Here is a 24,546-nt window from a genome sequence, read left to right on the forward strand (position 1 = left end):
CCGCCGCCGCCGCCGCGGGCTCGTCGTGCTCTGCCGGTGCCGTGCCGCCGGTCGCGGCCGCCGGCTCGTCGTGCTCCGCCGGTGCCGTGCCGCCGGCCGCCGCCTCCTCCGCCTCCGCGGGCTCGTCGTGCTCCGCCGGTGCCGTGTCCGCACCGGGTCCGGCGCCCGCCACAGGCGCGGCGGGTTCTCCGGCGGGTGCCGCTTCGGGGCCCGCCTGGGCGGCGGGTGCGCTCACGGGCTCAGCGTCGGCCTCTGAGCCGGCCTGCGCCACGGGTGGTGGCGCGTCGCCCTCGTCCGTCACCGCGGGGCCGGCCGCGGCTGCCGGCACGGCCTCAACTTCTGCGGCGGGTTCCGCGTCGGCCTCGTCCGCCGTGCCTTCGGGGCCGGCCGGTGCCGCGGGCGCGGCCTCGGCCGCTTCCGGAGCGGCGTCCGCGGCAGCTTCGATGGGCTCGGCCGTCTCAGCGCTCGCGGCGCCCCCGCTGAGCCCGGCGTCGCCGGCGGGCTCGGCCGTCGCGACGTCTGTAGCCGACTCGGCCGTCTCCGCGCTCGGCTCGGTGTCCGCGGCGGGATCGGCCGTCTCCGCGCTCGGCTCGGCGTCCGCGGCGGGATCGGCCGTCTCCGCGCTGGGCCCAGCGTCCGCAGCCCGCTCGGCCACCTCCGCGCTCGGCCCGGCATCCGCGGCGGGTTCGGCCGTGTCCGTGCTCGGCTCGGCGCTCGCGGCGGGGCCGGCGGTCTCGGCCGCCGGACCGGCGTCCGTAGCGGGCTCGGCCGTATCCGCGCTCGGCTCGGCGCTCGCGGCAGGGTCAGCGGTCTCGGCCGCGGGACCGGCGTCAGTCGCGGGCTCGGCCGTATCCGCGCTCGGCTCGGCGCTCGCGGCAGGGTCAGCGGTCTCGGCCGCGGGACCGGCGTCAGTCGCGGGCTCGGCCGTATCCGCGCTCGGCTCGGCGCTCGCGGCAGGGTCAGCGGTCTCGGCCGCGGGACCGGCGTCAGTGGCGGGTTCGGCCGTGTCCGTACTCGACCCGGCGTCCGCGGCTGGCTCGGCCGTGTCCGCGCTCGGCCCGGCGTCCGCGGCTGGCTCGGCCGTGTCCGCGCTCGGCCCGGCGTCCGCCGCAGGCTCCGCCGTGTCCGCACTCGGGCCGGCGTCCGCGGCAGGTTCCGCCGTGTCCGCGCTCGGCCCGGCGCCCGCGGCAGGCTCGGCCGTGCCCGCCGCGGGGCCGGCGCCCGCGGCCGGGGCGGCCTGCGGCTGGACCGCCGCTGCCGGGTTCGAAGATGCGGCCGCGGCGGGGTTGGGGTGCGCGGCCTCGTCGGACGCGGAGGCCGGCTTCGGCATCGGCGCGGGCTCGATCGGCTTCGCCTTCGCGGCCGCCACATCGGGTTTCGCGGCGGGCTCGGCCGTCGGCGTCGCGAGCTCGGGGTCGGAGTCCGTGTCGGAGTCGGTGTCCTCGCTCGTTTCGCCGCCCGTGGCCTGCTGGAACACGGCCTCGGCTTCCGAGCGCGGGTCGGTGGCGTCGCCGGCCGCGCCCGCCGCGGGCGGAGCCTCGTCCTGGGCCGCGCCCTCCGGGGCCTCGGCGGACGGAGCGGGTGCGGGCTCAGCGGCCTCGGCCTGGTCGTCCTTGTCGCCCGCGACCTCCGCGGACGCCTCCTGCTTGGAGTCGGCGTGCGCCGCGTCGACCTGGGCCGCCGCCTCCGGCCCCTTCGCGCCCACCGCGGGGGCCGGGCCGCCCGGCGCGTTGAGGTCGGCCGCGCCGGGGTCGGCGCCGACGATCGCGTCCACGGCAGCCGCGACCTCGGGCGGCGCCGCGTCGAGACCGGCCGCGGCCGCGACGGGGCCCGGCCCTGCTGCACCGTTCGCCGCGGTGCTGAGGCCGGCGGCGGCAGTAGCCGGGTCGAGGCCGGGAGCCGCGCCAGGGCCGGCCGCACCATTCGTCGCGGCGCCGTTCGCCGCGGCAAGACCAGAGGCCGGACCGGCCGCACCGTTCGGGGACATCGCCGGATCGAGACCGAGCGCCGCCGCAACCGGATCGACGCTCGCGGCGCCGTTCGCCGGGGCAAGACCGGGGGCCGGACCGGCCGCACCGTTCGCGGCCGTCGCCGGATCGAGACCGAGCGCCGCCGCAACCGGATCGACGCTCGCGGCGCCGTTCGCCGGGGCAAGAACGGGGGCCGGACCGGCCGCACCGTTCGCGGCCGTCGCCGGATCGACGCCCGCGGCGCCGTTCGCCGAGGCAAGACCAGAGACCGGACCGGCCGCACCGTTCGAGGCCGCCGCCGGATCGAGACCGAGCGCCGCCGCGACCGGATCGACGCCGGCGCGTCCGTTCGCCGCCCCGCCGTTCGCGGTGGCCGTCGCATCGAGGCCGGCCGTTGCGCCCGCGGCCGGATCGAGGCCCAGCGTGGCCGCGCCAGCGCCGGCCGCACCGTTCGTCGCGCCGTTCGCCGGATCGAGGCCGTTCGCCCCGGGCGCGCCGTTCGTGGGCGGAAGCGCTGGGAACGTGGCCGAGCTCGCGCGACGCTCGGACGCGGCGCGGATCGCGGCCGTGATCGCGTTGTCGCCGTCGTGGGCCTCGGACTTCACGCCCGAGACGTCCGGGTTCGGGGCGGGGCCGCCGTTCTGGGCGAGGTAGGAGGAGACCGCGGTGTTGCCCGCGCTCTGCTGCAGCGCGGAGACCTGGGCGGCGTTCGGGCGGCCGGGCGTGCCGAGGCCGAGGCCGAGCGCGCTCGCGGGAGCGGGCCCGGCGGACTGGACCGGGGCCGCCGGGGCGACCGGTTCTTCGACGTGCTCAGGCACGCCGGGCTGGGTGACCTACGGCAGACGGCACCGGAATCTGGGCGAAGAGTAACCCGGAGAGGTCAACACACGCGGCGCTATCGGGCACCCATAAGTGCAAGCTGCGCGGATCGTGCTTTCCGGCATCCGTCGGAGTGATCTCCGACCCCTTCGTACTAGCGTGCCGAGGTATGAGCACGCAGACGATCGAGAGCCGGTCACCGCAGGATCAGTCCGATGTGGTGGTGTCCGCGCCGGCCGCGGATCGCGAGGCGGTCGCGGCTACGTTTACGCGCGCCCGGGAGGCGCAGAAGGAGTGGAAGCGCAACGCCGTCGTGCGCGCCGACGCGCTCGCGGCCGCCGCTGCAGCCGTGGACGCGGCCAAGGACCAAATCGTCGACCTGATGGTCCGCGAGGTCGGCAAGCCGCTGACCGAATCGGTGATGGAGCACGGCCGCGCGGTCCGCATCCTGCGCTACCAGGCGCAGGCCGCGCTCGACCCCGACGGGGACACGCTGCCCGCCGCGCCCCCCGCCGATCCGCGCACGCTGCTGCTCGCCCGCCGCCGCCCCCGCGGCGTCGCCGGCCTCATCACCCCGTGGAACTTCCCGTTCGCGATCCCGCTGTGGAAGGCCGCGCCCGCGCTCGCGTACGGCAACGCCGTCGTGCTCAAGCCGTCCAGCGACGCGCTCGCCTCCGCGCTCCTGCTCGAGGAGATCCTGGCCAAGCACCTGCCCGAGGGCGTCTTCAACGTCGTCGCCGGCGGAGGCGAGACCGGCCAGGCCGTGATCGAGCAGGCTGACGTCATCTCCTTCACCGGCTCGACCAACGTCGGCCTCCAGGTCGCGCAGGCCGCGACCGCGCGCGGCATCCCCGCACAGGCCGAGATGGGCGGCCTGAACGCGAGCATCGTCCTGCCCGACGCCGACGTCGCCGCCGCCGCGAAGGTGATCGCCGGCGCCGCGATGGGCTACGCGGGCCAGAAGTGCACCGCGACCGGCCGCGTGATCGTCCTCGGCGACCCCGCCGAGTTCACGGACGCGCTCGCCGCCGCCGTCGACGCACTCCCCGTCGGCGACCCCAAGGACTCGAGCACCGTCGTCGGCCCGGTCATCAACCCGCCCGCGCGTGAGGAGCTCGTCACCGCCGCCACGGGCGCGCCGCAGGACGGTGGCCGCGTCGTCACCGGCGGCCAGGCGCTCGACGGCCCCGGCCTGTTCTTCTCCCCGACCGTCGTCGACGGCCAGGAGCCGACCGCCAAGCTCGCGCAGGAGGAGGTGTTCGGCCCGATCGTCACGATCCTGAAGGCCTCGAGCGCCGAGCAGGCCGTCGAGATCTCCAACAGCGTCGCCTTCGGCCTGGTCACCTCCGTCTTCACCAGCGACCTCGACAGCGCGCTGACGGTTGTGGATGGGCTCGAAACGGGGATGATCCGGGTCAACATGCCGACTTCGGGTGTCGACTTCCACGCGCCGTTCGGTGGCGAGAAGCAGTCCTCGTTCGGTCCGCGCGAGCAGGGCAAGGCCGCGCGCGACCACTACACGACGACCCACACGATCACGATCGGTCCCGCCGGCTGATGGCGCTCTGGCGGGTCCAGACCGCGGGCGGGGAGCGCCTCGCCCGCGGGACGGTGGAAGGCGGACCGGTCGAGCTGCTCGACGGCACGCTCGACGCGTTGCTGGCCGCCGGAACCCTCGACGCGCCGGCCGCCGGGCCGGTGCCCGCCGGTTCGGTGATCCTCGCGCCCGTCGCCGGCCAGGAGGTTTGGGCCGCGGGCGTGACCTACCAGGCCTCGCGCACCGCCCGCAATGACGAGTCCAAGGGCGCGCACGACTTCTACGACAAGGTCTACGACGCCGAGCGGCCCGAGCTGTTCTTCAAGGCCGCGCCCGGCAGAGTCCGTGGCCCCAACCAAGCCATCGGTGTCCGCGAGGACTCCGGCTGGGATGTCCCGGAGCCCGAGCTCGCGCTCGTCATCAGCGCGCAGGGCAAGATCCTCGGCTACACGATCGGCAACGACGTCTCGTCGCGCTCGATCGAGGGCGAGAACCCGCTCTACCTGCCGCAGGCCAAGGTCTACAAGGGCAGCTGCGCGCTCGGCCCGTGCATCGTGCCCGTCGACGAGGCCCCGCCGGCGGACGCGCTGGAGATCAGCCTGACCATCTCGCGCGGCGGCGACGCCGTGTTCGAAGGCTCCACCCAGACCGCGCTGCTCAAGCGCGGGCTGGACGAGCTGGTGTCATGGCTCTTCCGCGCGCAGGACTTCCCGGTGGGCGCGGTGCTGTTCACGGGTACGTCGGTGATCCCGGCGATCGAGTTCACGCTGCAGGGCGGCGACGAGGTGCGAATCGCGATCACGGGGCTGGGTGAGCTGGTCAACACCGTGGAGGTCGTATAAGCGATGCGCGCGATCGTCTGGCAGGGCCCGAACGAGATGACCGTGGAGGAGCAGCCGAACCCGCCCGATCCCGGGCCGGGGGAGCTGATCCTGCAGCCCGAGGCGGTGGGCATCTGCGGCTCGGAGATCGAGGGCTACCTCGGCCACATGGGCAACCGCACGCCGCCGCTGGTGATGGGGCACGAGTTCGCGGGCACGGTGATCGCGACCGGCGAGGGCGCGCAGGACCTGCAGGGCGCGCGGGTCGCCGTCAACCCGCTCTCCGGCTGCGACGAGTGCAAGCTCTGCCGCGCCGGCCACACCAACCTCTGCCTCGATCGGATCCTGGTCGGCGTCCACGTGCCGGGCGCGTTCGCGGACTTCGTGAAGGTGCGCGCGGCCGACGCCCGGCGACTGCCGGACGACGTGAGCATGCGCGTCGGCGCGCTGATGGAGCCGCTGGCGAACGGCGTACACGCCGTGCGGCTGGCGCCACCCGGAGCCGAGCGCACCGTCGTGATCGGCGCCGGCACGATCGGCCTCGTCACCCTCCAGGCCGCGCTGCTCGACGGACTGCCGCACGTGGCGACGGTCGAGCGAGACGAGACACGCCGCGCGCGAGCGATGACCCTCGGCGCGCACGCCGACGGCGCCGAGCCGGGTGAGGCGGACCTCGTGATCGACGCGGTCGGCGCCGAAGCCACCCGCCAGCTCGGCCTCACCCTCCTCCGCCCCGGCGGCACCCTCGTCTGCATCGGCCTCGCGAGCGACGACACGACGCTCGGCTTCCACGGCGTGATCCGCAGCCAGCACCGCATCCAGGGCTCCTACGCGTACACGATGCCCGACTTCGACCAGGCCTACGACTGGCTGACAAGCGGCGCCGCCAACCTGGGCGACGACCTCGAGCCGGTCCGCCCGCTCGAAGACGGCCCGGAGCAGTTCGCGCGGCTCGCGAACGGCCCGCCCCCGCCCGAGTTCAAGGTCTTCCTCGCGGGCACCGCATGAGCCGCACGGTCGTCGTGATCGGGGCCTCGAGCGGGATCGGCCTCGCGACCGCCCGCGCGTTCCTCGAGCAGGGCGACACGGTCCACGCGGCGGCGAGACGCGCCATCGACCTCGACGGCGCGACCACGCACCGGCTGGACTTCACCGACCGCGACGCCCTCGAGGCCTTCGCCACCCAGTTCGAGCACGTCGACGCGCTGATCATCGCCGCCGGGACGAACATCAAGGACCGCCGGCTGCACGAGCTCACCTACGAGGGCTGGGACCATGTCCTGAACGCCAACCTCACCGGCCCGTTCAACGCGCTCCACGCTTTCCTGCCCAAGCTCAAGGGCGGCACCGTCGTGATCATCGGGAGCGTCAGCGGCTCCTGGACCGACCGCTCCGGCCCGGCCTACCAGGCGGGCAAGGCGGCGGTGCTGGCGCTCACACGCGGCGCGGGCTTCGAGGTGAACGGCGAGGTGCGCTGCACGGCGATCCTGCCCGGCGTCGTCGACACGGAGATCCTCGACAATCGCCCGGAGCCCCCGGATGCCGAGACCCGCGCGCAGATGCTGCGGGCCGAGGACGTCGCGGCGGCGTGCCTGTTCGCGGTGAACCTGCCGCCGCGCGCGTTCGTCCCCGAGCTGACGATCCTGCCTACGGCGTTGCAGTCGATCGGGAAGACGACGTGAGCCAGCGGTCCACGACGTAGCCGCCGAACGGCACGACCGCGCCGACGAGGATCAACACGAACGTCTTCGTGTCCCAGCGCTGCTCGGGACGCAGCAGGACGGCCAGCGCCACATAAGCGACGAAGAGCGCGCCGTGGACGGGCCCCATGATCGGCACGAGGTCGGTGTCGGTGGTGCGCTTGAGCACCGAGGCCACGAGCAGGATCAGAAAGCTCGTGGCCTCGGCAAGCGCGACGATTCGGAAGTTCTTGAGCGTGATCACGCTCTAGAGGATGGCTTACCCTCGCGCGAACGTCCTCGCCGCGGTCCAGCTCGTCCCGTTCCACTCGCGCCACTGGCCGATCGAGGTCACCACGACGCAGTAGGTCGGGCTGCCGCAGGAGATCTGCGACGCCTTGCCGGTCGTGCCGGCGTGATGGGTCCAGGTCGTGCCGTCGTAGGTCCACATGCCGTTGCCGCCCTGGAAGCCGCCCGACGCGCAGAACGTGCCGGTCGGCGAGCAGGACACGGGGTACAGCTGCAACGTCTGGCCGCCGCTGGTCACGTTCGGCGTCGTCCAGCTCAGGCCGTCGAACACCCACGCCGGGTTGCCGTTGCCGCCGTAGCACTCGAGGGTGCTGCCGGCGACGCAGGCGAGCGCGTTGCCCTCGGACAGGAGGTCGTTGGTGGCCGTGACCGTCGTGCCGTTGAAGTGGCCCGTGAACGGGTTGCCGGTCATGACGCAGTCGTCGACCGCCGGGCACTCGACGCGGTTCCAGCCGTTGCCGTTGGTGGAGCCGTACGCGCTCGACCACGACGTCCCGTTCCACGTCCACACACGCGTCGAGCCGAAGCCGGTGATGCCACCCGCGACGCAGTACGTGATCGTGACGCAGTCGAGGTCGTTGATCTGCATGACCGCGGGCGGGCTCGGCAGCGTCGTCCAGGACGTGCCGTCGAACTTGCGCACGCCACCGTCGTAGCCGGCGGCGAGGCAGTACGTCGCCGTCACGCAGGAGACCCGCTGCCGGTACGCGGTCCCCGGCACCGTCGAGTCGACCGCGGCGCTCCACGTGCCGCTGCCGACCTTCGTGTAGGCCTTGGCGTCGGAGTCCATGGCGAGGCAGAAGCTCGCCGTCGGGCACGAGATGTCGATGAGGTACACGCCGGGCGTGTTGTCGACGAGGATCGACAGCGCCTTGGTCGCCGAGGCGCCGTTCGTGCCGGTGACCATGATCGTGAACGCCGGCGTCCCGGCGACCGTCGGCGTGCCCGTGAGCTGGCCCGTCGACGCGTCGAGCGTCACGCCCGTCGGCAGCGTCCCGGAGCTCACGCTCCACGTGTACGGCGCGGTGCCGCCGAGCACCGCGAGGGTCTCGTCGTAGGGCTCGTTGATCTGCGCCGTCGGCAGCGACGAAGTGGTGATGCTGATGCCCGCGGGCAGGATCTCCAGCGTCAGCGCCTTGGTCGCCGTGCGGCCGTCGCGGTCGGTGGCGGTGACGCTCAGCTGGTTGGTGCCGTCGGCCGACGGCGTGCCCGTGATCTTGCCCGCCGCGGAGACGCTCAGGCCGGCGGGCACGCCGGAGTTGGCCTGCCACGTGTACGGCGCGCGCCCGCCGGACGCGCTCAGCGTCTGGTCGTAGGCGACGCTGATCATGCCCTGCGCGAGGCTCGAGCCGGTGATCGCCACCGGGTCCACGTCGGCGATCGTCAACGCCAGATCCGCGGTCTTGGTGCGCCCGCCGGCATCGGTGACGGTGACGCGCAGTGGCCCGCCGAACGGTGCCGTCGGCGTGCCGGAGAGGCGGCCGGACGCGCTCAGCGTCAGGCCGGTCGGCAGCTGCGCCGCCGCCCACGTGTAGGGCGCGACGCCACCGCTCGCGGTCAGCGTCTGGTCGTAGGCGACGTCGGCCTTGCCGCCCGGCAGCGCACCGGTCGTGACGGCGAGCGGCGGCGGCTCGACCGCGACCGTGAAGGCGCGCGTGGCCGGGCTCTGGTCGACGCCCTGCACGCGCAGCGTGAACGAGTACGAGCCCTCCCGGGTCGGCGTGCCCGAGATCCGGTTGCCGACCAGCGCCAGGCCCGCCGGCAGCGTGCCCGCGCTCACGTCCCACTTGTAGGGAGCGATGCCGCCCGCCGCGTCGAGCGTGGCGCCGTACACGGCGCCGGTCGTGGCCCCCGGGAGTGCCGTGGTCCTGAGCACCGTCGCCGGCGTCTTGGTCTTGATCGTGAACGTGCGCAGCCCGAGCTGGCCGAGGGCGTCCTTGGCCGCGACCTCGAACGTGCTCGTGCCGTAGCCCGTCGCGGTGCCGGTGAGCTTGCCGTCCTTGTCGAGCTTGAGCCCGGCCGGCAGCCGGCCCGAGTTGAGCGCGTAGGTGAGCGGCCCGCGCGTGGACGAGGCGGCGACCTTCGAGCTGTAGGCCTTGCCGTTGTCGGCGTCCGGGAGCGTCTTGGTCGTGAACGCGGGGACCGGCGGCTTGTCGGCCTGCGCGATCGTCCAGTCCTCGGACCAGATGTTGCGGATGTTCTTGTCGAACGTGAAGTCCCAGACCTTGAAGCGCAGCCCGCCGCCGGCCTGCAGCCCGCCGGAGAGGCGCCACCACGGGTCCTTGTTCGTGTCGGCCTTGAGCTGCATGAACAGGTCGGCGGTCACGTACGGGCCGGCGACGTCATAGAAGTCGAAGATCAGCTTCGGGCCGATCGCGGCCTTGAGGTTGAGCGAGCCGCTCGGGGTGGGCTTGTAGGTCTTGAACGAGGACTCCGCCTTGCCGTACGGGCCGAGGCGGCTGCCGTCCCACTGCACGCCGAACTCGGTGGTCAGGGACTGCTCGACGTACGAGCTGAGCTTGGCGCCCACGGACGCCTCGCCGGTGACCTGGAAGTTGAGCTTGGGGACGATCACGACCGGCACGGGGCCGACGCTGAACGTCCACGGCGTGAAGCGGTAGTCCTGCGGCAGCAGGTTGAGCTCGAGCTCGCACTTGGCCTCGCCCTCGATCGAGACCGAGAGCGTCGCGTTCTGCTTGATCTTCACGCCGGCGTGGGCGTAGATCGTCAGCGGGTGCCAGAAGCCGCCCCAGGACAGGCCGATGCTCGTCCCGGCGTCGAAGTTCATGTCGCCGTCGATCGTCGCCTTGGCGCCGGTGGAGCAGCTGTAGGGGCGCTGGAAGCCCTTGTCGCCCTTGCCGGCGGCGGCGAACGCGCGCTTCCCGCCGTCGAAGCCCGGTTGCAGCTGCCGCAGCGCGCGTGCCGGATCGGCCTTGGCCATCGCCGCGTCGAACTCCTTCTCGGACATCGACAGCTGCGGCTCGGAGACGATCTCGGCCTGCGGGCCGATCGCGGTCAGCGGCGCCGGGCCGCCGCGGGCGATCGTGCGGCCGCCCTCACGCCGGACCGACTCGACCGCGACCAGCAGGCCACTCGGGGTCTGCGGGCCGACGCCGGCGGTGAGCACGGTGCCGGGCTGGACGAGCCCCTGGGGGTCGTCGACGACGATGTCCCGGACCTCCTTGGCATCACCGGTCACCGACACGATCGCGGACGGGTCGGCGATCCGGGTCGCGCTCGCGACCTGCTGGCGGTAGCGGACGCCGACCCAGCCGGAGATGCCCTTGCGCAGCCGGGCGCGGGTCGTGTGGAAGGTCGCGTAGGTCGTGACCTCCTTGCCGCCGATGACCGCCGCGACGACCGTGTAGCGGCCCGGGCGGACCTTGCGCCACGTCGTCGACTTGGCGATCACGCGCTTGAAGCCCTTCGGCCCGGTGACCGTGACGCGCGGTTTGCTGCCCTTGGGCGCGAACTTGACGGAGACCCGCAGCGTCGTGCGCGCCTTGTTCGGCGACTTGCGCTTGAGCACGATCGAGCGCGCCTGTCCCTGCTCCGTACACGCCGCTGGGGCACAGACTGGGGTTGAGGCTGCAGCGGTGGAAGGGATCGCCGCCAACGCAGCGGCGCAGGCGGCGACGACGGCACGACGGGAAATGCGCAAAGCGGACTCCGTGGTTCGAGGGGGCTGACCACTCGGTCGTCGCCCGCGCGCAAAACTTGAGCTACTGCAGGTCTATGACAACCTTGCCGACGGCGCCGGCCTCGACCGCGTCGTGCGCGGCGGAGGTCTCCGCGAGCGGGAAGCGGTGCAGCGGCTGGGTGGTGAGCGCCCCGACGTTCACGGCCTTGGACACGCCGCCGATCGCGTCGTGCTTCGCCGGCTCCGGGATCGTGTAGAGCAGCATGAACTTCAACGTCAGGTTCGCCGTCATCGCCGCGCGCACGGGCAGCTCGGCCGTCGGCTGGTCGGCCGCGTAGCTGACGATCGTGGCGTGGTCGTTGGCCACTGCGAGGTCCAGCTCGAGGTTCGGCCCGAGCGCGACCTCGACGATCCGGTCGACCTTGCCGATCTTCTCGGCGGCGCCGTCCTCGCGGTAGTTGACGATCACGTCGGCGGCGCTCGCGAGCTCCGCCTTCTCGGGGCTGGAGACGGTGGTGATGACCTCCGCGCCGCCCCACTTGGCCAGCTCGATCGCGGCGTGCCCGACCGCGCCCGCGCCGCCCGCGACGAGCACGCGCTTGCCCTCGATCGGGCCGTCGGAGAACAGGCAGTGGTAGGCGGTGAGCGCGGGCACGCCCAGCGACGCGCCGAGCTCGAACGTCGCGTCGCCCAGCGGCACGGCCTTCTCGACCGGCACGACCGTGTACTCCGCGGCCGTGCCGTACGGGTTCTGCCAGGCCGCGAGGTAGACCCACACCCGCTCGCCCTTCCAGGCCTTCGCGACGCCGTCGCCGACGGCGTCGATCACGCCCGCGCCGTCCTGCCCGGGCACCTGGAACGGGAAGTTCAGCGCGCCCGTCGCGCCCGCGCGGAACTTCCAGTCGGTCGGGTTCACGCCCGCGACGGCGAGCTTGACGCGCACCTCACCGGGGCCGGGTTGGGGCGTCTCGATCTCGCCGACGGTCAGGACGTCGGACGAGCCGGTCTCGGAGTAAGTGGCCGCGATCATTCGTCAAAGAATGGCTCACCCGCTCGCGCGTACTCACGGGCGAGGTCCAGGTTGAGCGTCACGCCGAGCCCGGGACGGTCCGGAACCGTGATCCGTCCGCGATCGATCACCGGCCCGTCATGGCCGACGGCGAGGTCGTTCCAGAACGGCACGCTCATCCCGTGCCACTCGAGCGCGAGGAAGTTCGGGATCGCCGCGCACACGTGCACGTTGGCCATCGTCCCGATCGGGGACGCGATGCAGTGCGGCGCCACGGAGATGTAGTGCGTGTCCGCGTAGTCGGCGATCCGGCGCGTCTCCAGGAGCCCGCCCGTCTTCTGCGGATCGGGCGCGGCGACGTCGATCGCGCCGTTCTCGAACGCTTCCCGGAAGCCGTGGCGCATGTAGCCGTTCTCGCCCGTGGCGATCGTCGTCGTGGTCGACTTGGTGACCCGCGCGAGCGCCTGCACGTTCTCCGGCGGGACCGGGTCCTCCAGCCACATCAGGCCGAGCGGCTCCAGCTCGTGCGCGAGCCGCTGCGCGTCGGCGACCTGGTAGCGCCAGTGGCAGTCGAAGGCCACGTCGACCTCGTCGCCCACCGCGTCGATGACCGCCGCCGCCAGCTCGACCATGTACTTGATCTCGGCGCGCGAGAGCGTGCCGGAAGCCGTGTCCTGCATGTACGGCGTGGGCACGTCGAGATCGAACTTGAGCGCGGAGAAGCCGAGGTCGGCGACCACCTGCTTGGCCCGCGCCGCGTACAGCTCGGGCGTGAAGACCTCGTCCGGCGCGGCCTTGGCGTACGCGCGGCCGTGCTCGGGGTTGCGGATCGCGCCCACCGCGACCGCGTCCGGCCCCTCCTGCCCCCAGCGCGCCGGCCGCTCGACCATCGTCGCGTCCATCGAGTGCAGCGCCTCGCCGGCGTGGCAGTCGGCGTACATGCGGATCGAGTCACGGAACTTACCGCCGAGCAGGCGGTGGATCGGCACGCCGTAGTGCTGGCCGACAAGGTCCCACAACGCGGCCTCGATCCCGCTGATCGCGTTGTAGACGATGCCCGCGGCCGAGCCCGCGCCGGAGCTCCCCCAGCGCAGCTTGGCCCATAGGCGGTCGACGTCGCGGGCGTCCTCGCCGATCAGCAGCGGCGAGAGATCGCGGATGATCGCGGTCAGCCCGGGCGCGCAGAAGCACTCGCCCAGGCCGCTCAGGCCCTCCCCCTCGGCATCGACGCGCACGTACGTCCAGTCGTAGTTCGCCTCGACGACGGCGGTGTGCACACCGGTGATCCTCATCGGCCGCATCGTGTCAAACCGCACCGCCCGAGGTCCTCACACCTCCGGTGGCGGTCTGGTCATCCAAACGACGGTTTCGGCGCCACCTCGACACATGTCCAGCTGGGTTCGGCGGCGACGAGCCCTAGCCTCGCCGGCGGTGACACACACAGCGAGAACTCTGGCCGCGAGCGCGCTGGCCACCATGATCTGCAGTGCCGTGGTCGCGCCGACCGCTTCGGCCGACGACGTGTACTTCTCGGTCGGCCTGAACCCGTGGGCCACGATCGGCCTGACCGTCGACGACTTCGCCAAGACCCGCATCGAGTACACACGCGGCGGGCGGGTGCTCGCGAGCAGCGTCAGCGGCTCTTCTCCCTACGCGTTCTACAACGAGCTCCGGCTCGGCGCCCTGGTCAGCGGGGACGTCCTCAACCTCTACCGCAACGGCAGCTTCAGCGGCGCCTTCACCTACACAGGCCCGCCGTCCATCGGCGCGGATGCGTGCGCCGGCCGCACGTCCTTCACCGTCACCGGCGATGAGGGAGCACGGATCGAGGACGCGGGTTCCTACTTCGCCGACGTCCCGGGCTCCCGCGGCGAGGCCCGGTTCACGAATGGCAATCCGGCGACGATCACGCTCGCGCGGCCGCTGTCGTCGGGCGAGACCGTCTATGCGGAGACAGTGCGCTCGAGCGCGTGGAACGAGGGCTCGAAGGTCTTCGTCCATTCGTACGGGGTGAAGACCATCGGCGCCTGTGCCGCTCCGGAGGTGCCGGCTGAGCCGCAGCCACCCGTGACCACGCCAACACCGACGCCCGAAGCATCGCCTGACTCGCGCCGTCCTGACGCCGGCCGGGAGTTCCAGCAGGCCATCGGCCGGACAGGCGCCCAGCTCGGTGCGTTCACCCCGGCCAAGCTGGCCCGCAAGGGCAAGCTGACGCTGGCCGTCGACGTCCCCGCCGCCGGTACGACGAAGCTCCGCCTCACGACCAAGGCCAAAGGTCGGACAGTGGTGCTCGGCTCAGGTACCGCCGTGTCGCGATCGGGTCAGACCACGAAGGTCACGCTGAAGCTCACCGCGGACGCACGTGCCCTGCTCAAGCGTTCGAAGCGCCTCAAGGTCACCCTCAAGGGGACGTTCATCGGGGGCGGCAGGACCACGACCCAGACGACCAGCGTCACGCTGAAGCGGTAGGGCGCCGCGCGTCGAGCGCGGCGCCCACCCAGCGGGTCCTACGGGTTCGTCGTGCTCAGCGTGAACGTCAGCGTCTTGCTGTACGTCCCGGTGCGGAGCGCGTCGGTGCGGCCGATGACCTGCTTGAAGCCCAGCGTCACGACGTCGCTGGACACCGGCGCGCTGTAGGTGTGCAGCGTCAGCGGCGTGGCCCCGAGCGGCGCGAAGGCGCCGGTCTTGGCCTGCAGCTGCAGCGGCTGCGGCAGCGAGAACGTGCCGTTGACGAGGTGGCCCGGGTTCGGGCCCGCGTCGGACACGCTCAGCGTCGCGTCACCGGCCGTCGAGGTGACGGTGGCGTCGGACGAGGTCACGTACTCCTTGTCCACACCGGGCTGGAACGGCCCGAGCACCGCGGGCGCGCCGAGCGACAGCGACAGCGTCGCCGGGACGGTACCGCCGACCGTCGACCCGTCGCAGGAGCCGTAGTACCGGACCGCCGTCCGCAGGAACGGCAGCACGGAGGCCGCGTCCAGCATCGGGGCGACCAAGCCGCCCAGCGGCTGCTTGAGCGGCACGAGCACGCCGTTGCCCCACGGCACGACCTTGATGCCGTGGATCGCGAGCCGTTCGGCGATCGAGCCGGCCTGGATCGGCGTCGGGCTGATGCTCGACCGCGGTGCGTTGTAGTCGGCCAGCGTCATGAAGTAGCCGCACGGCGACGGATTGAGGATCCGCTCCGCGAGCGGCGTGTCGACGTCGGGCTGGTCGTTCGGGTTCGCGCCGACGCTCGGCACGAGCGGCCACGGGTAGGACCCGCGCAGCACGGTGCGGTTGACGGTCTGCCCCGTCTGGTACGCCTCGGAAGCCTTGTTGAGCGCCACGATCTGGTTGAGCTTGGAGTAGAAGTACCGGTAGGCCTCCCAGTTCTCCCACAGGTGCGCGTAGGCCTTGCGGTTCTCGTTCGGGCGGGTGTTCGTGCCGCCCTCGGCCGGACGCGTCGTGCCCGGCGCGGCACGCGCCTCACCGAGCAGGCCGATGCTGTTCTTGAGCGCCGACGTGTTGCGCAGGATGCCCTCGTGGCTGTCGCCGCCGGTGCTGTACGGACCCATCCACCAGCCCGACTGGGCCGCGGCGCCGTACATCCATTCGTTGACGAGGAACTTGCCCTCGTTGAACAGCGGCTCGTACACGTTGAGGTGACGCGCGGTGAGGATCGGCAGGTCCTCGCTGTCGCCCTCGTGGTTGTCCACCGAGACGTCGGGCGTGTAGTCGCGGATGAGCTGCGCCTGCGCCTTGGTCTCGGCCTGCTCGATCAGCGCGTGGTCACGGTTGAGGTCCTGCCCGGTCGAGTTGCCGCGCTGGTTGAGCGCGCGGCCGTCCGGGTTGCTCGACGGCATGATCAGCACGGTGATCTTGCTGAGCATGTCGAGGATCGTCGGATCGTTCGTGGTCGCGAGCTGGCGAGCCATCGTGAAGCACGTCTCGCGGCCCGAGGCCTCGTTGCCGTGCACGTTGCAGTTGACCCAGAACGTCGGCCGGGCCGAGATCTCCGCCGCGGTGTCCGGCGGCTTCGGGTAGCCGAGGATGTACAGATCCAGCGGCCGGTTCTGGATCGTCCGCGTGAGCTCCACGCGGCGGAAGCGGTCACTCGCCGCGTCCAGCGCGACCGCGAACGTCTCTTCCTCAGCGGTGGTGGTGTACGGCCGCTGGAGCGGCTCGGTGGCCGCGGTGTCGCGCTTCTCCCACGCCGTCAGCAGCTCCGCTGGGCCGGGATGGCCGAGCGTGGTGCCGGTCACCGGCGTCGAGTACGGCTTGAGCACGGCGCCCGTGCCGGTGCCGAAGCGTGCCCGGACGCGCCAGCGGAAGCCGTCGCCGAGCTTGAAGCCGGAGTCCGCGAACGACGGCTTGTCCGGCGTGATCGTGCGCTGCGACTGCCAGACGCCGACGACCGTTCCGGCCGTGGTGTCGGGCGTCCCGAGCGGCGCGCGCTCGATCTGGTAGTCCGTCGCGCCGGCCACCGGGTTCCACTTGAGCGTGGTGAACCCGACGTCCTGAGTCGCAGTCAGGCCCGTCACCTGATCTGGCTCTTGCGCGGACGCCGCAGCCGGAAACAGCAGCATCGCGGCGCCGAGCGCCGCGATCAATCCCCTACTCCTCATGAACCCCCCCGGGTCTCGAAGTGAGCGGAACCTATCCGGAAGTCCAGGTCCCGCGCAGTGGCGGGCACCGCAATTGGGCCGACGGGGTTAAGGAGTGGTGGTCGAGAGCGTGAAGGTCAGCGTCCTGGAATAGGTGCCGGTCCGCAGGGCGTCCGTGGCCCCGATCGGCTGGCGGAACAGGATGTCGACGGTCCCGTGGCTGACCGGCGCGGTGAACGCGGGCGGCGTGAGCTGGACCTGCAACGGCCGCGGGAGCCGGAACGCGCCGTTGGTCAGGTAGCCGGGCTCGCTGGTGGTCAGCGTCGCCTCGCCCGCGGTCGAGATCACGTCGGCCCAGGTCGCCGCGGTGTAGGTCCGCTCGACGCCCGGGGCGAACGTCGGGAACGTGGCGGGCGGCCCGAGCGTGAGCGTGAGCGTCGCCGGCACCGTGCCGCTGACGATGGTCGAGACCGCGTCGGCGTTGGCCGGCGTGCTCGGCGCACAGGCGCGGGTGCTGACCGCGTACGCGTTGCCGGGGACGCATCGCCACAGGCTCGGGTTCGTCTCGCTCGGCGGCTTGCGGAGCTTGGTCGCCTGCTCGTAGGCGTACCCGAACGCGAGCAGCGCGGCCTCGCTGAACGCGGTGCCGTTGAAGGCGATCCCCACGGGGTCGCGCGTGGCCGACGCGTAGCCGGCGGGCACGACGAGCTGCGGGTAGCCCGCCCGCGCGCCGAGCCCGGTCAGCGTGCCGGACGGGGTCATGAGTGCGTCGAGCTGGTTGGCCGTCAGCACGTTGTCGATCGCGGCGCGGGCGCTCGCCCGGCCGGTGTCACGCGCGGTCACGTACGCCGCGTTCTGCGCGGGGTCGGTGAGGTCCGTCGCCTGGCTGGCGAGCAGCTGGGACTGGCCGAACTTGAGCGCTTCGCCCTCGTGGTCCTCGTTGAAGTCGATGATGTCCGCGAGCGACTTCATCGGCGCGCTCGCGGGCAGCCGGGAGAGGTACGCGTTCAGGTCGCGCTTGAACTCCGGCGTGAGGATGTCCCCGGTCCCGGCCGCGGTCGGCGAGGCGACCGTGACGGTGGTGGCACCGAGCGCCTGCACGGCGGCGATCGCCGCGACGTACTGCGCGTTCGTGTTGGTGATCACGCCGATCCGCTTGCCGGCGAGCGCGTCCGCTTTCAGGGCGCCGAGGTAGTCCGGGACGGTCGCGGGCGCGGCGTCCGTGGCCGGGTCCTGCGCGTCCTTGCCGGCGATCGCGCCGAGCTCGGCCGCCGCGTCAGCGACGGTGCGCGTCATCGGGCCCGCCGTGTCCTGGGTGGCGCTGATCGGGAGGATGCCGGTGCGCGAGACCAGGCCGATCGTCGGCCGCAGCCCGACGATGCCCTGCGCGGCGGACGGGGAGACGATCGAGCCGGAGGTCTCCGTGCCGATCGTGATCGCCGCGAGCCCCGCGGCGGCCGCGGCGCCGGAGCCGCTGCTCGACCCGCTCGGCGTGATGTCCGCGTTGTACGGGTTGAGCACCTGGCCGCCGAGCGAGCTGTAGCCGCTCGGCATCCCGTTGGTGAGGAAGTTCGCGAACTCGGACAGGTTGAGCTTGCCGAGCAGGATCGCGCCCGCGGCGCGCAGCTTGGCAACGACCGGCGAGTCGGTGGCGGGGATGCTGTTCTCCAGCGCGACGGACCCCGCGGTCGTGGGCAGGCCGGCGACGTCGAGGTTGTCCTTCACGAGCACCGGGATGCCGTGGAGCGGGCCGCGGACGGTCCCGGCGGCGCGCTCGGCGTCGGCCTTCGCGGCCTCCTGCAGCGCCTTCGGATTGATCAGCCGCACGGCGTTGATCGACGGCCCTTCGGTGTTCGTGAGCGCGATCCGCTGCAGGTAGGCCTTCGTGAGCTGGGTCGCGCTGAGCGTGCCGGCGGTCATCCGCTGCTGGAGGTCGGCGACGGTCGCGGTCTCCAGCGGGAAGTCGAGCGTGACGCCGGTGGCGACCTCGCGACCCGGCGGGCAGGAACGCGGCGCGCCGGCGTAGCAGCGCCAGCTGGCCGGGTTGATCTCGCTCGGGACCCTGCGCAGCTTGGTCGCCTGCTCGTAGGCATAGGCGAACGCGAGCAGCGCGGCCTCGCTGAACGCGGTGCCGTTGAACGCGACCCCGACCGGGGCGCGGCCGGCGGCGTTGTAGCCCGCGGGCACGACGATCTGCGGGTAGCCGGCCCGGGCGCCGAGCCCGGTCAGCGTGCCGCTCGGCGTGAGGATCGCGTCGAGGCTGTTGCTCGTGAGCGCGGCGTCGATGGCGGCGCGGGCGCTCGCGCGGCCCGTGTCCCGTGCCGTGACGTAGGCCGCGTTCTGCGCCGGGTCGTTGAGATCGGTCCGCTCGCTGGCCTCGAGCTGCGACTGGCCGAACTTGAGCGTCTCGTCGGCGTGCAAATTGTTGAAGGCGATGATGTCCGCGAGCGACTTCATCGGCGCGCTCGCGGGCAGCCGGCCGAGGTACGCGTTCAGGTCGCGCTTGAACTCCGGCGTGAGGATGTCGCCCGTCCCCGCCGCGGTCGGCGAGGCGACCGTCACCGTGGTCGCGCCGAGCGCCTGCACCGCGGCGACCGCGGCGACGTACTGCGCGTTCGTGTTGGTGATGACGCCGATCCGCTTGCCGGCGAGCGCGTCGGCCTTCAGACCGCTGAGGTAGTCGGGGACGGCCGGGGCGCCGGTCGTGGCCGGGTCCTCCGGGTCGCTGCCCGCGATCGCCTGCAGCTCGGCGGCGGCGTCGGCGACGGTGCGCGTCATCGGGCCGGCCGTGTCCTGGGTGGCGGAGATCGGCAGGATGCCGGCGCGCGAGACCAGGCCGACCGTCGGGCGCAGGCCGACGATCCCCTGCTGCGCGGAGGGCGAGACGATCGAGCCGGACGTCTCCGTGCCGATCGTGATCGCCGCGAGCCCCGCGGCGGCCGCGCTGCCCGAGCCGCTGGACGAGCCGCTCGTGCCGAGGTCGAGATCGTACGGGTTGAGCACCTGCCCGCCGAGCGAGCTGTAGCCGTTGGGCATCCCGCTCGTCATGAAGTTCGCGAACTCGGACAGGTTCGTCTTGCCGAGGATCACGGCCCCGGCGGCGCGCAGCTTGGCGACGACGGTGGAGTCACGAGAGGGGATCGAGTTCTGGAGCGCGACCGTGCCGGCCGTGGTCGGCAGGCCGGCGACGTCCAGGTTGTCCTTGACCAGCACCGGGACGCCGTGCAGCGGGCCGCGGAGCTTGCCGGTCGCGCGCTCGAGGTCGAGCAGGCTCGCGTCCTGCAGCGCGCGCGGGTTGACGAGGCGCACCGCGTTCAGGCCCGGGCCGCGCGCGTTGACGGCGGCGATCCGGTCGACGTAGGCGCGCGTGAGCTGGACGCTCGTGAGCTGGCCCGCGGCCATCTTGGTCTGCAGCTCGGAGACCGTCAGTCGCTCGAGGTCCAGCGCAGGGGCGGCCGCCTTCGCCGGAACGGCGACGAGCAGCAGGCCCACAAGCGCACAGGCCAACGACAACGACTTCATCAACGACACTCCCCCGGGTTGGACTCGCGCCCCCCACTCAATCCGGGAAGGCGGGGTGGTGTCAATAGATCAAACGTGCAGTTCTAAGCGGGCGGACGCCACGAACCGTCGCGGGTGCGGCGCCGATGCCGTCGCGCCGACCGGAACCCTTCCGCGAGCAGCAGCCACCACCACGGCCGCAAACGGAGCGGCCACGTCCAGTCCCAGCGCAGCGGTTTGAGGCGACGGGCGCGGCGGTCGTCGGCGAGCAGCCGGCGCGTGCCCGCGGTCAGGCGACGGACGGTGAGCGCGCGGACGAGCTCGAACACGGCGGCGAAGAGGAGGAAGGCCACGGTTCCGCCGCTCGCGCCGGGTACGAGCAGCAGGGCCAGCAGCGCGCACGCCGCGCTGAAGCGGCGGTAGACGAACGCGCGGCCCGCCGGCCCGGTGTGCAGCAGGTTCTCGCGGGCCTCCGCCAGGCGCGGGTCCAGCCGGGCGGCGGCCTCGAACTGCTCGCCGACACCGTCGCGCTGGTAGCTGCGCAGGCGAGCGACGGCGAGGTTGTTGAGCGCGTCGGCGTCCTCGGGGTCGAGCGCGAGCGCGCGCGAGAAGGCCTCGATCGCCTCCGCGGGCCGGTCCTGCTCGAGCAGGATCTCGCCGTACGTGGCGTGCGTGTCGGCGTCCTCGGGCTCGAGCTCGACGGCGTGGCGGGCGGCGGCGATGGCACCGGCCTCGTCCCCGGCGGCCTGCAGCGCATTCGCCAGCACGACGTGCGGATAGGCGAGCTCGGGGTTCAGCCGCGTCGCGAACAGCGCGGCCTGCCTGGCCTCCGGCGCACGCTTGAGCTTGAGCAGCGCGACCGAGCGCACCTGGTGGCCCGTGGCGAGCTCCGGCCCGCACGCGACGGCGGCGTCACCGGCGCGCAGCGCGTCCTGGAAGCGGCCGAGCTGCAGGTACGCGTGGCCGGCGAGCGCGTGCAGGGCGGCATTGCCGGGCTCACTCGTGATCGCGGTGTGCACGTGCCGCAGGGCTTCGTCCGGCCGGTGCAGCTCCAGGAGCGCGAGCGCCCGCTTCAGCGCGGCCCCCGTGCTCACAGCAGCTTGTGCGTGCGGATGTAGGCCAGCAGGTCGTCGAACTGGCCGCCCTCGTTCGCGTAGACCGCGTAGTTGTGGGCGATCCCGAACCAGGCGCGGGTGGAGGGCGCGGTCTCGCTCGCCGCCTGGTCGAGCTGCCCCTGCGTGATCGGGTGCATCGCGCCGGTCCGCACCGACTCTTGGAGCGCGAGCTCGGAGGCCGATTCCACAATGTGAACAATGTCCGCACCCGAACATCCATCGGTGCGGCGGGCGAGTTTGACGGTGTCGACGCCGCGGATCGGCCGGCCGGCGAGGGCCTTGCGGAAGATCGTCTCGCGGGCGGGAAGGTCGGGCGGGAGCACGAGCACGGTGCGGTCCAGCCGCCCCGGCCGGCGCAGGGCGGTGTCGACGTCCCACGGGTGATTGGTCGCCGCGAGCACAAAGACGCCCTCGTTGTCGGCCTGCGCGCCGTCGAGCTCCGCGAGCAGCTGGTTGACGACGTTGCGGCCGGCCGAGTGGCGCATCTGGCTGCGCTTCTGGCCGAGCGCGTCGAGCTCGTCCAGGAACAGGACGCACGGCGCGGCGCGGCGGGCCGACGCGAACGCGTCGTGCAGCCGGCGCTCGGACTCGCCGAGCCACATGTCGAGCACGTCGTTGAGGCCGAGGGCGAAGAAGCTCGCGCCGAGCTCGCCGGCCACCGCGCGGGCCAGGAACGTCTTGCCGCACCCTGGCGGGCCGTAGAGCAGCAGGCCGCCGCGCAGCGACTTGCCGTAGTACGCGCGCAGCTCGGGGTTGCGCAGCGGCGCCAGGAACGCGGCGTCCAGCCGCGCCTTCACCTGCTCGAGGCCACCGACGTCGTCGAGCGTGACGCGCGGGCGGTCCGGTGCCGGCAGCCCTTCGGGGTCGAGCTCGGTGAACCCCTCCGGGATCACGAGCGGCCCCTGCGTCTCGTCCTCGTCCACGGGCCCGATCCCGGCGTCGGTCTCGACCCAGCGGTCGGCGTCGAACGCGGCGGCCGTGTCCGCGAAGCCGCCCAGCAGCCGCGCGTAGCGCTCGGCCTTGTCGTGGTCACCGAGCGCCCGGGAGGCGTCGCGCGCGGTGGCGAGCGCCTCCGCGTGGTCGGGCTCGGCGCTCAGCGCCGCCTGGGCGTGCTCGAGCGCCCGCCCCGGGTCGCCCGCCATCACCAGCAGCGACGCGAGATGGACGCGCAGCGCCGGGTTCCCGGGCTCGACCGCGATCGCCGTCTCCAGCGCGGCGATGACTGAGGCGTCGACGGACACGGAGGTGGGGTTACCCGGAGACTTGTCGAGTGAGCCTTGCAATCGCGTCACGACCCGGCACACTTGATCTATGTCGTGGCAGCGCCCCTACTCGGAACTCCGTGCTTCGGACTCCGAGCGCGAGCGCGTCGTCGAGTTCCTGCGCGAGCACGCCCTCGTCGGACGCCTCAACCACGATGAGCTCGAAGAGCGCATCGGCCTCGCCTACGCCGCCATCTACCGCGGCGATCTCGAGCGCCTGATCGGCGACCTGCCACGCCGTGACCAGCCCGTGGCGCGTCGTTCCCGGCCGGACCAGGCCCGCGCCGTGGTGCACAAGCGCAACGAGCCGAAGCCCTTCATGGTCCTCGTCGGCATGTCGGCGATCGCGATCCCGATGATCGTCCTCACGGGCGCGATCATCGCGCTCGCCGTCGTCGTGATGATGTCCGCGTTGATCGTGCCGCTGCTCATCGTGGCCCTGCTGATCGCGCACGGCGCCAAGCGCCGACGCATGCATCACCGCCCGCACGGCGGTGGCATGGCCGGCGGCTTCAGCTAGCTCAACCGCGTGGATGGGCTCGCCGAGCTGGAAGCCCTTCCGCTCGGCCTCCCAGAAGGCCTCGAGCTCGAATGGCTCGGCGTCGCCGGGTACCGGCTCACGTACGAGGGAACGAGCATCCTCGTCGACCCGTACGTCTCGCGCGTGCCGCTCCGCAGCGTCCTGCTGAGACGACCCGCGCTCCCCGACGACGGCGTGATCGACCGCTACGTCAAGCCGCCCGGCCCCGTCGCCGGGATCCTCGTCGGGCACACGCACTGGGACCATGCCGTCGACGCGCCCGCTTTGGCGCGGCGCTTCGACGCGCCGGCGTTCGGCTCCGAGTCGCTCGCGCAGCTCATGCGACTGCACGGTCGGGCCAGCACGGTGGTCGAGCCGCGCAAGCGCTACGAGCTGGGGCCGTTCGTGGTGTCGTTCACGCCGAGCCGGCACTCGAAGCTGCTCTTCGGGCGCAAGGTGCCGTTCGCCGGGCCGCTCACCTGCGAGGACGTGCACGCGTTGACGCCGGGCGCGTACAAGTGCGGCGCGGTGTACGGCATCCGGATTGAGGTCGCGGGGATCGCGCTCTACCACCAGGGCAGCGCCGATCTCGACGACGACGCGCTCGGGCACGAGCCGGTCGACGTCTTCCTGGCGGGCGTGACCGGGCGGCAGGTCACGCCGCGCTACTGGGAGCGGATCCTGCCCAAGCTGGACCCGCGCGTGCTGGTGCCGACGCACTACGACGACTTCTTCGCGCCGCTGGGCACGCGGCTGAAGCTGATCCGCAAGGTCAACCTGGAGGGCGTGCCGGACGAGGTGCGCGCGGTCACGCAGGACGCGACGGTGGCGGCGCTCAGGCGCGTCGACTGACGAGGTCGCGCGCCGCGGCCTCCCACTCCGGGAACGCGAAGGCGAAGCCGGACTCGAGCAGCCGGCCCGGCACGACGCGGCGGCTCTTCAGCACCAGCTCCGTCTCGGTGCGCATGAAGAACGCGCCGACTTCGAGCATCCACTTGGTCGCGGGCAGCCCGACGCGTCCGTCGCGCAGCACGCGCATGAAGTCCCCGTACGGCACCGGGTTCGGCGACGACAGGTTCACGGGGCCCGCGAACGACTCGTCCTCGATCAGCCGCCGGACGGCACGGGCGAAGTCGACGTCGTGAATCCACGACACGTACTGGCGCCCGCCGGCGGCCGGACCGCCGAGGCCACGCCGCGCGAGCCCGTAGAGCGTGTCGAAGACGCCGTCGCGGTCCGGGCTCATGACCATCGCCGTGCGCATCAGCACCGTCCGCACGGGCGCGTCGGCGGCCGCCTCCTCCCAGCGCTTGGCGACGTCGATCGAGAACCGCCACGTGTCCGGCACGCCGACCTCGTCGCCGCCGAGCCGCCCGGACTCGTCCCACGCGGGCCCGTAGTTGTCGGCGTAGATCGTCGCCGTCGACGACTGGAGCCAGACGCGCGGCGGCGCAGCGCAGCCCCGCAGCGCATCGCGCAGCGCCCACGTCGACTCGAGCCGGGAGCGCATGATCGCCCGCCGGTTCGCCGGGGTGTAGCGGCAATCGACCGTCCGCCCGGCGAGGTTGATCAGCGCGTCCGCGCCCTCGAGCGCCTCGACCCAGGCGCCGAGCGTCCGCCCGTCCCAGCGCACCCCCTCCGACCGCGCGATCACGACGACCTCGTCGCCCGCGAACTCACGCTTGAGCACGTGACCGACCTGACCCGTCCCGCCTGCGAGCACGATCTTCATCGGTGAGTCACCGTAGCTTGACAAATATTCTTGTCAAGGGTTCAAT

At 72.7% G+C, this 24,546-nt stretch carries 17 protein-coding genes; 7 read left to right on the plus strand and 10 right to left on the minus strand.

Going from position 1 to position 24,546, the window contains the following annotated elements; translation table 11 throughout:
* Positions 1-2,788, minus strand: a 2,788-nt coding sequence (locus OJ997_RS04675) for a midas domain-containing protein (RefSeq protein ID WP_270023879.1), incomplete at its 3' end; no start/stop codon positions are given.
* A gap of 170 nt (positions 2,789-2,958) precedes the next feature.
* Between OJ997_RS04675 and OJ997_RS04680 the strand changes: the two genes are divergently transcribed.
* Genes OJ997_RS04680 through OJ997_RS04695 form a run of 4 tightly spaced genes read left to right on the plus strand, consistent with a single transcriptional unit; the run spans position 2,959 to position 6,829 of the window.
* The gene (locus OJ997_RS04680) at positions 2,959-4,347 is read left to right on the plus strand and encodes an aldehyde dehydrogenase family protein (RefSeq protein ID WP_270023880.1); all 1,389 of its coding nucleotides are present in this window, start codon (positions 2,959-2,961) and stop codon (positions 4,345-4,347) included.
* Positions 4,347-5,168 (plus strand): fumarylacetoacetate hydrolase family protein, encoded by an 822-nt coding sequence (locus OJ997_RS04685; protein ID WP_270023881.1) that lies wholly within the window; start codon positions 4,347-4,349, stop codon positions 5,166-5,168. Before OJ997_RS04680 ends, OJ997_RS04685 begins: the two co-directional genes overlap by 1 nt.
* A 3-nt stretch (positions 5,169-5,171) precedes the next feature.
* Positions 5,172-6,155: an alcohol dehydrogenase catalytic domain-containing protein gene (locus tag OJ997_RS04690; RefSeq protein WP_270023882.1), complete on the plus strand. Its 984-nt coding sequence runs from the start codon at positions 5,172-5,174 to the stop codon at positions 6,153-6,155.
* Positions 6,152-6,829, plus strand: coding sequence for an SDR family oxidoreductase (locus OJ997_RS04695; RefSeq protein WP_270023883.1), 678 nt, complete (start codon positions 6,152-6,154; stop codon positions 6,827-6,829). The genes OJ997_RS04690 and OJ997_RS04695 overlap by 4 nt, the downstream gene beginning before the upstream one ends.
* Here the strand turns inward: OJ997_RS04695 and OJ997_RS04700 are convergent.
* From OJ997_RS04700 to OJ997_RS04715, 4 genes are all read right to left on the minus strand, one after another.
* Positions 6,795-7,091: a DUF3817 domain-containing protein gene (locus OJ997_RS04700; RefSeq protein ID WP_270023884.1), complete on the minus strand. Its 297-nt coding sequence runs from the start codon at positions 7,089-7,091 to the stop codon at positions 6,795-6,797. The genes OJ997_RS04695 and OJ997_RS04700 overlap by 35 nt on opposite strands.
* A 15-nt stretch (positions 7,092-7,106) precedes the next feature.
* Positions 7,107-10,664, minus strand: coding sequence for an Ig domain-containing protein (locus OJ997_RS04705; protein ID WP_270023885.1), 3,558 nt, complete (start codon positions 10,662-10,664; stop codon positions 7,107-7,109).
* 193 nt (positions 10,665-10,857) lie between these two features.
* Positions 10,858-11,805 carry an NADPH:quinone reductase gene (locus OJ997_RS04710; protein WP_270023886.1) on the minus strand — a complete coding sequence of 316 codons (948 nt, stop codon included), beginning with the start codon at positions 11,803-11,805 and terminating at the stop codon, positions 10,858-10,860.
* Complete coding sequence (locus OJ997_RS04715; protein WP_270023887.1) at positions 11,802-13,076, minus strand: mandelate racemase/muconate lactonizing enzyme family protein; 1,275 nt, start codon at positions 13,074-13,076, stop codon at positions 11,802-11,804. The genes OJ997_RS04710 and OJ997_RS04715 overlap by 4 nt, the downstream gene beginning before the upstream one ends.
* A 184-nt stretch (positions 13,077-13,260) precedes the next feature.
* On the opposite strand from OJ997_RS04715, the gene OJ997_RS04720 reads away from it, so the two are divergent.
* Positions 13,261-14,253 carry a hypothetical protein gene (locus OJ997_RS04720; RefSeq protein ID WP_270023888.1) on the plus strand — a complete coding sequence of 331 codons (993 nt, stop codon included), beginning with the start codon at positions 13,261-13,263 and terminating at the stop codon, positions 14,251-14,253.
* A 38-nt stretch (positions 14,254-14,291) separates the two neighbouring features.
* On the opposite strand, the gene OJ997_RS04725 is transcribed toward OJ997_RS04720, so the two are convergent.
* The 4 genes from OJ997_RS04725 to OJ997_RS04740 all read right to left on the minus strand — a co-directional run bounded on the left by OJ997_RS04725 (position 14,292) and on the right by OJ997_RS04740 (position 22,227).
* Complete coding sequence (locus OJ997_RS04725) at positions 14,292-16,307, minus strand: M14 family zinc carboxypeptidase (protein ID WP_270023889.1); 2,016 nt, start codon at positions 16,305-16,307, stop codon at positions 14,292-14,294.
* A gap of 171 nt (positions 16,308-16,478) precedes the next feature.
* Positions 16,479-19,877 carry an amidase family protein gene (locus tag OJ997_RS38235; RefSeq protein ID WP_270023890.1) on the minus strand — a complete coding sequence of 1,133 codons (3,399 nt, stop codon included), beginning with the start codon at positions 19,875-19,877 and terminating at the stop codon, positions 16,479-16,481.
* A gap of 98 nt (positions 19,878-19,975) precedes the next feature.
* On the minus strand, positions 19,976-20,965 hold the full coding sequence (locus OJ997_RS04735) for a tetratricopeptide repeat protein (protein WP_270023891.1): 990 nt from the start codon (positions 20,963-20,965) through the stop codon (positions 19,976-19,978).
* Positions 20,962-22,227, minus strand: coding sequence for an ATP-binding protein (locus OJ997_RS04740; RefSeq protein ID WP_270023892.1), 1,266 nt, complete (start codon positions 22,225-22,227; stop codon positions 20,962-20,964). The genes OJ997_RS04735 and OJ997_RS04740 overlap by 4 nt, the downstream gene beginning before the upstream one ends.
* Positions 22,228-22,297: 70 nt before the next feature.
* Here OJ997_RS04740 and OJ997_RS04745 point away from each other — a divergent pair, with 70 nt between their 5' ends.
* Positions 22,298-22,768, plus strand: a complete 471-nt coding sequence (locus tag OJ997_RS04745) for a DUF1707 SHOCT-like domain-containing protein (RefSeq protein ID WP_270023893.1) — start codon at positions 22,298-22,300, stop codon at positions 22,766-22,768.
* Positions 22,769-22,777: 9 nt separating this feature from the next.
* The gene (locus OJ997_RS04750) at positions 22,778-23,620 is read left to right on the plus strand and encodes an MBL fold metallo-hydrolase (RefSeq protein WP_270023894.1); all 843 of its coding nucleotides are present in this window, start codon (positions 22,778-22,780) and stop codon (positions 23,618-23,620) included.
* On the opposite strand, the gene OJ997_RS04755 is transcribed toward OJ997_RS04750, so the two are convergent.
* A complete protein-coding gene (locus tag OJ997_RS04755) occupies positions 23,604-24,500 on the minus strand; it encodes an epimerase (RefSeq protein ID WP_270023895.1) in 897 nt (298 codons plus the stop codon). The two genes, OJ997_RS04750 and OJ997_RS04755, sit on opposite strands and share 17 nt — an antisense overlap.
* Between the last annotated feature and the right edge of the window lie 46 nt (positions 24,501-24,546).

The organism is Solirubrobacter phytolaccae, assembly GCF_027587195.1.
Classification (GTDB): domain Bacteria; phylum Actinomycetota; class Thermoleophilia; order Solirubrobacterales; family Solirubrobacteraceae; genus Solirubrobacter; species Solirubrobacter phytolaccae.

What these genes read in the sequence shown, in the direction of transcription:
- OJ997_RS04715 (WP_270023887.1), bottom strand. Translation starts at nt 13,076, where the DNA reads ATGAGGATCACCGGTGTGCACACCGCCGTCGTCGAGGCGAACTACGAC.
- OJ997_RS04695 (WP_270023883.1), top strand. Translation starts at nt 6,152, where the DNA reads ATGAGCCGCACGGTCGTCGTGATCGGGGCCTCGAGCGGGATCGGCCTC.
- OJ997_RS04685 (WP_270023881.1), top strand. Translation starts at nt 4,347, where the DNA reads ATGGCGCTCTGGCGGGTCCAGACCGCGGGCGGGGAGCGCCTCGCCCGC.
- OJ997_RS04680 (WP_270023880.1), top strand. Translation starts at nt 2,959, where the DNA reads ATGAGCACGCAGACGATCGAGAGCCGGTCACCGCAGGATCAGTCCGAT.
- OJ997_RS04755 (WP_270023895.1), bottom strand. Translation starts at nt 24,500, where the DNA reads ATGAAGATCGTGCTCGCAGGCGGGACGGGTCAGGTCGGTCACGTGCTC.
- OJ997_RS04720 (WP_270023888.1), top strand. Translation starts at nt 13,261, where the DNA reads ATGATCTGCAGTGCCGTGGTCGCGCCGACCGCTTCGGCCGACGACGTG.
- OJ997_RS04745 (WP_270023893.1), top strand. Translation starts at nt 22,298, where the DNA reads ATGTCGTGGCAGCGCCCCTACTCGGAACTCCGTGCTTCGGACTCCGAG.
- OJ997_RS04690 (WP_270023882.1), top strand. Translation starts at nt 5,172, where the DNA reads ATGCGCGCGATCGTCTGGCAGGGCCCGAACGAGATGACCGTGGAGGAG.
- OJ997_RS04710 (WP_270023886.1), bottom strand. Translation starts at nt 11,805, where the DNA reads ATGATCGCGGCCACTTACTCCGAGACCGGCTCGTCCGACGTCCTGACC.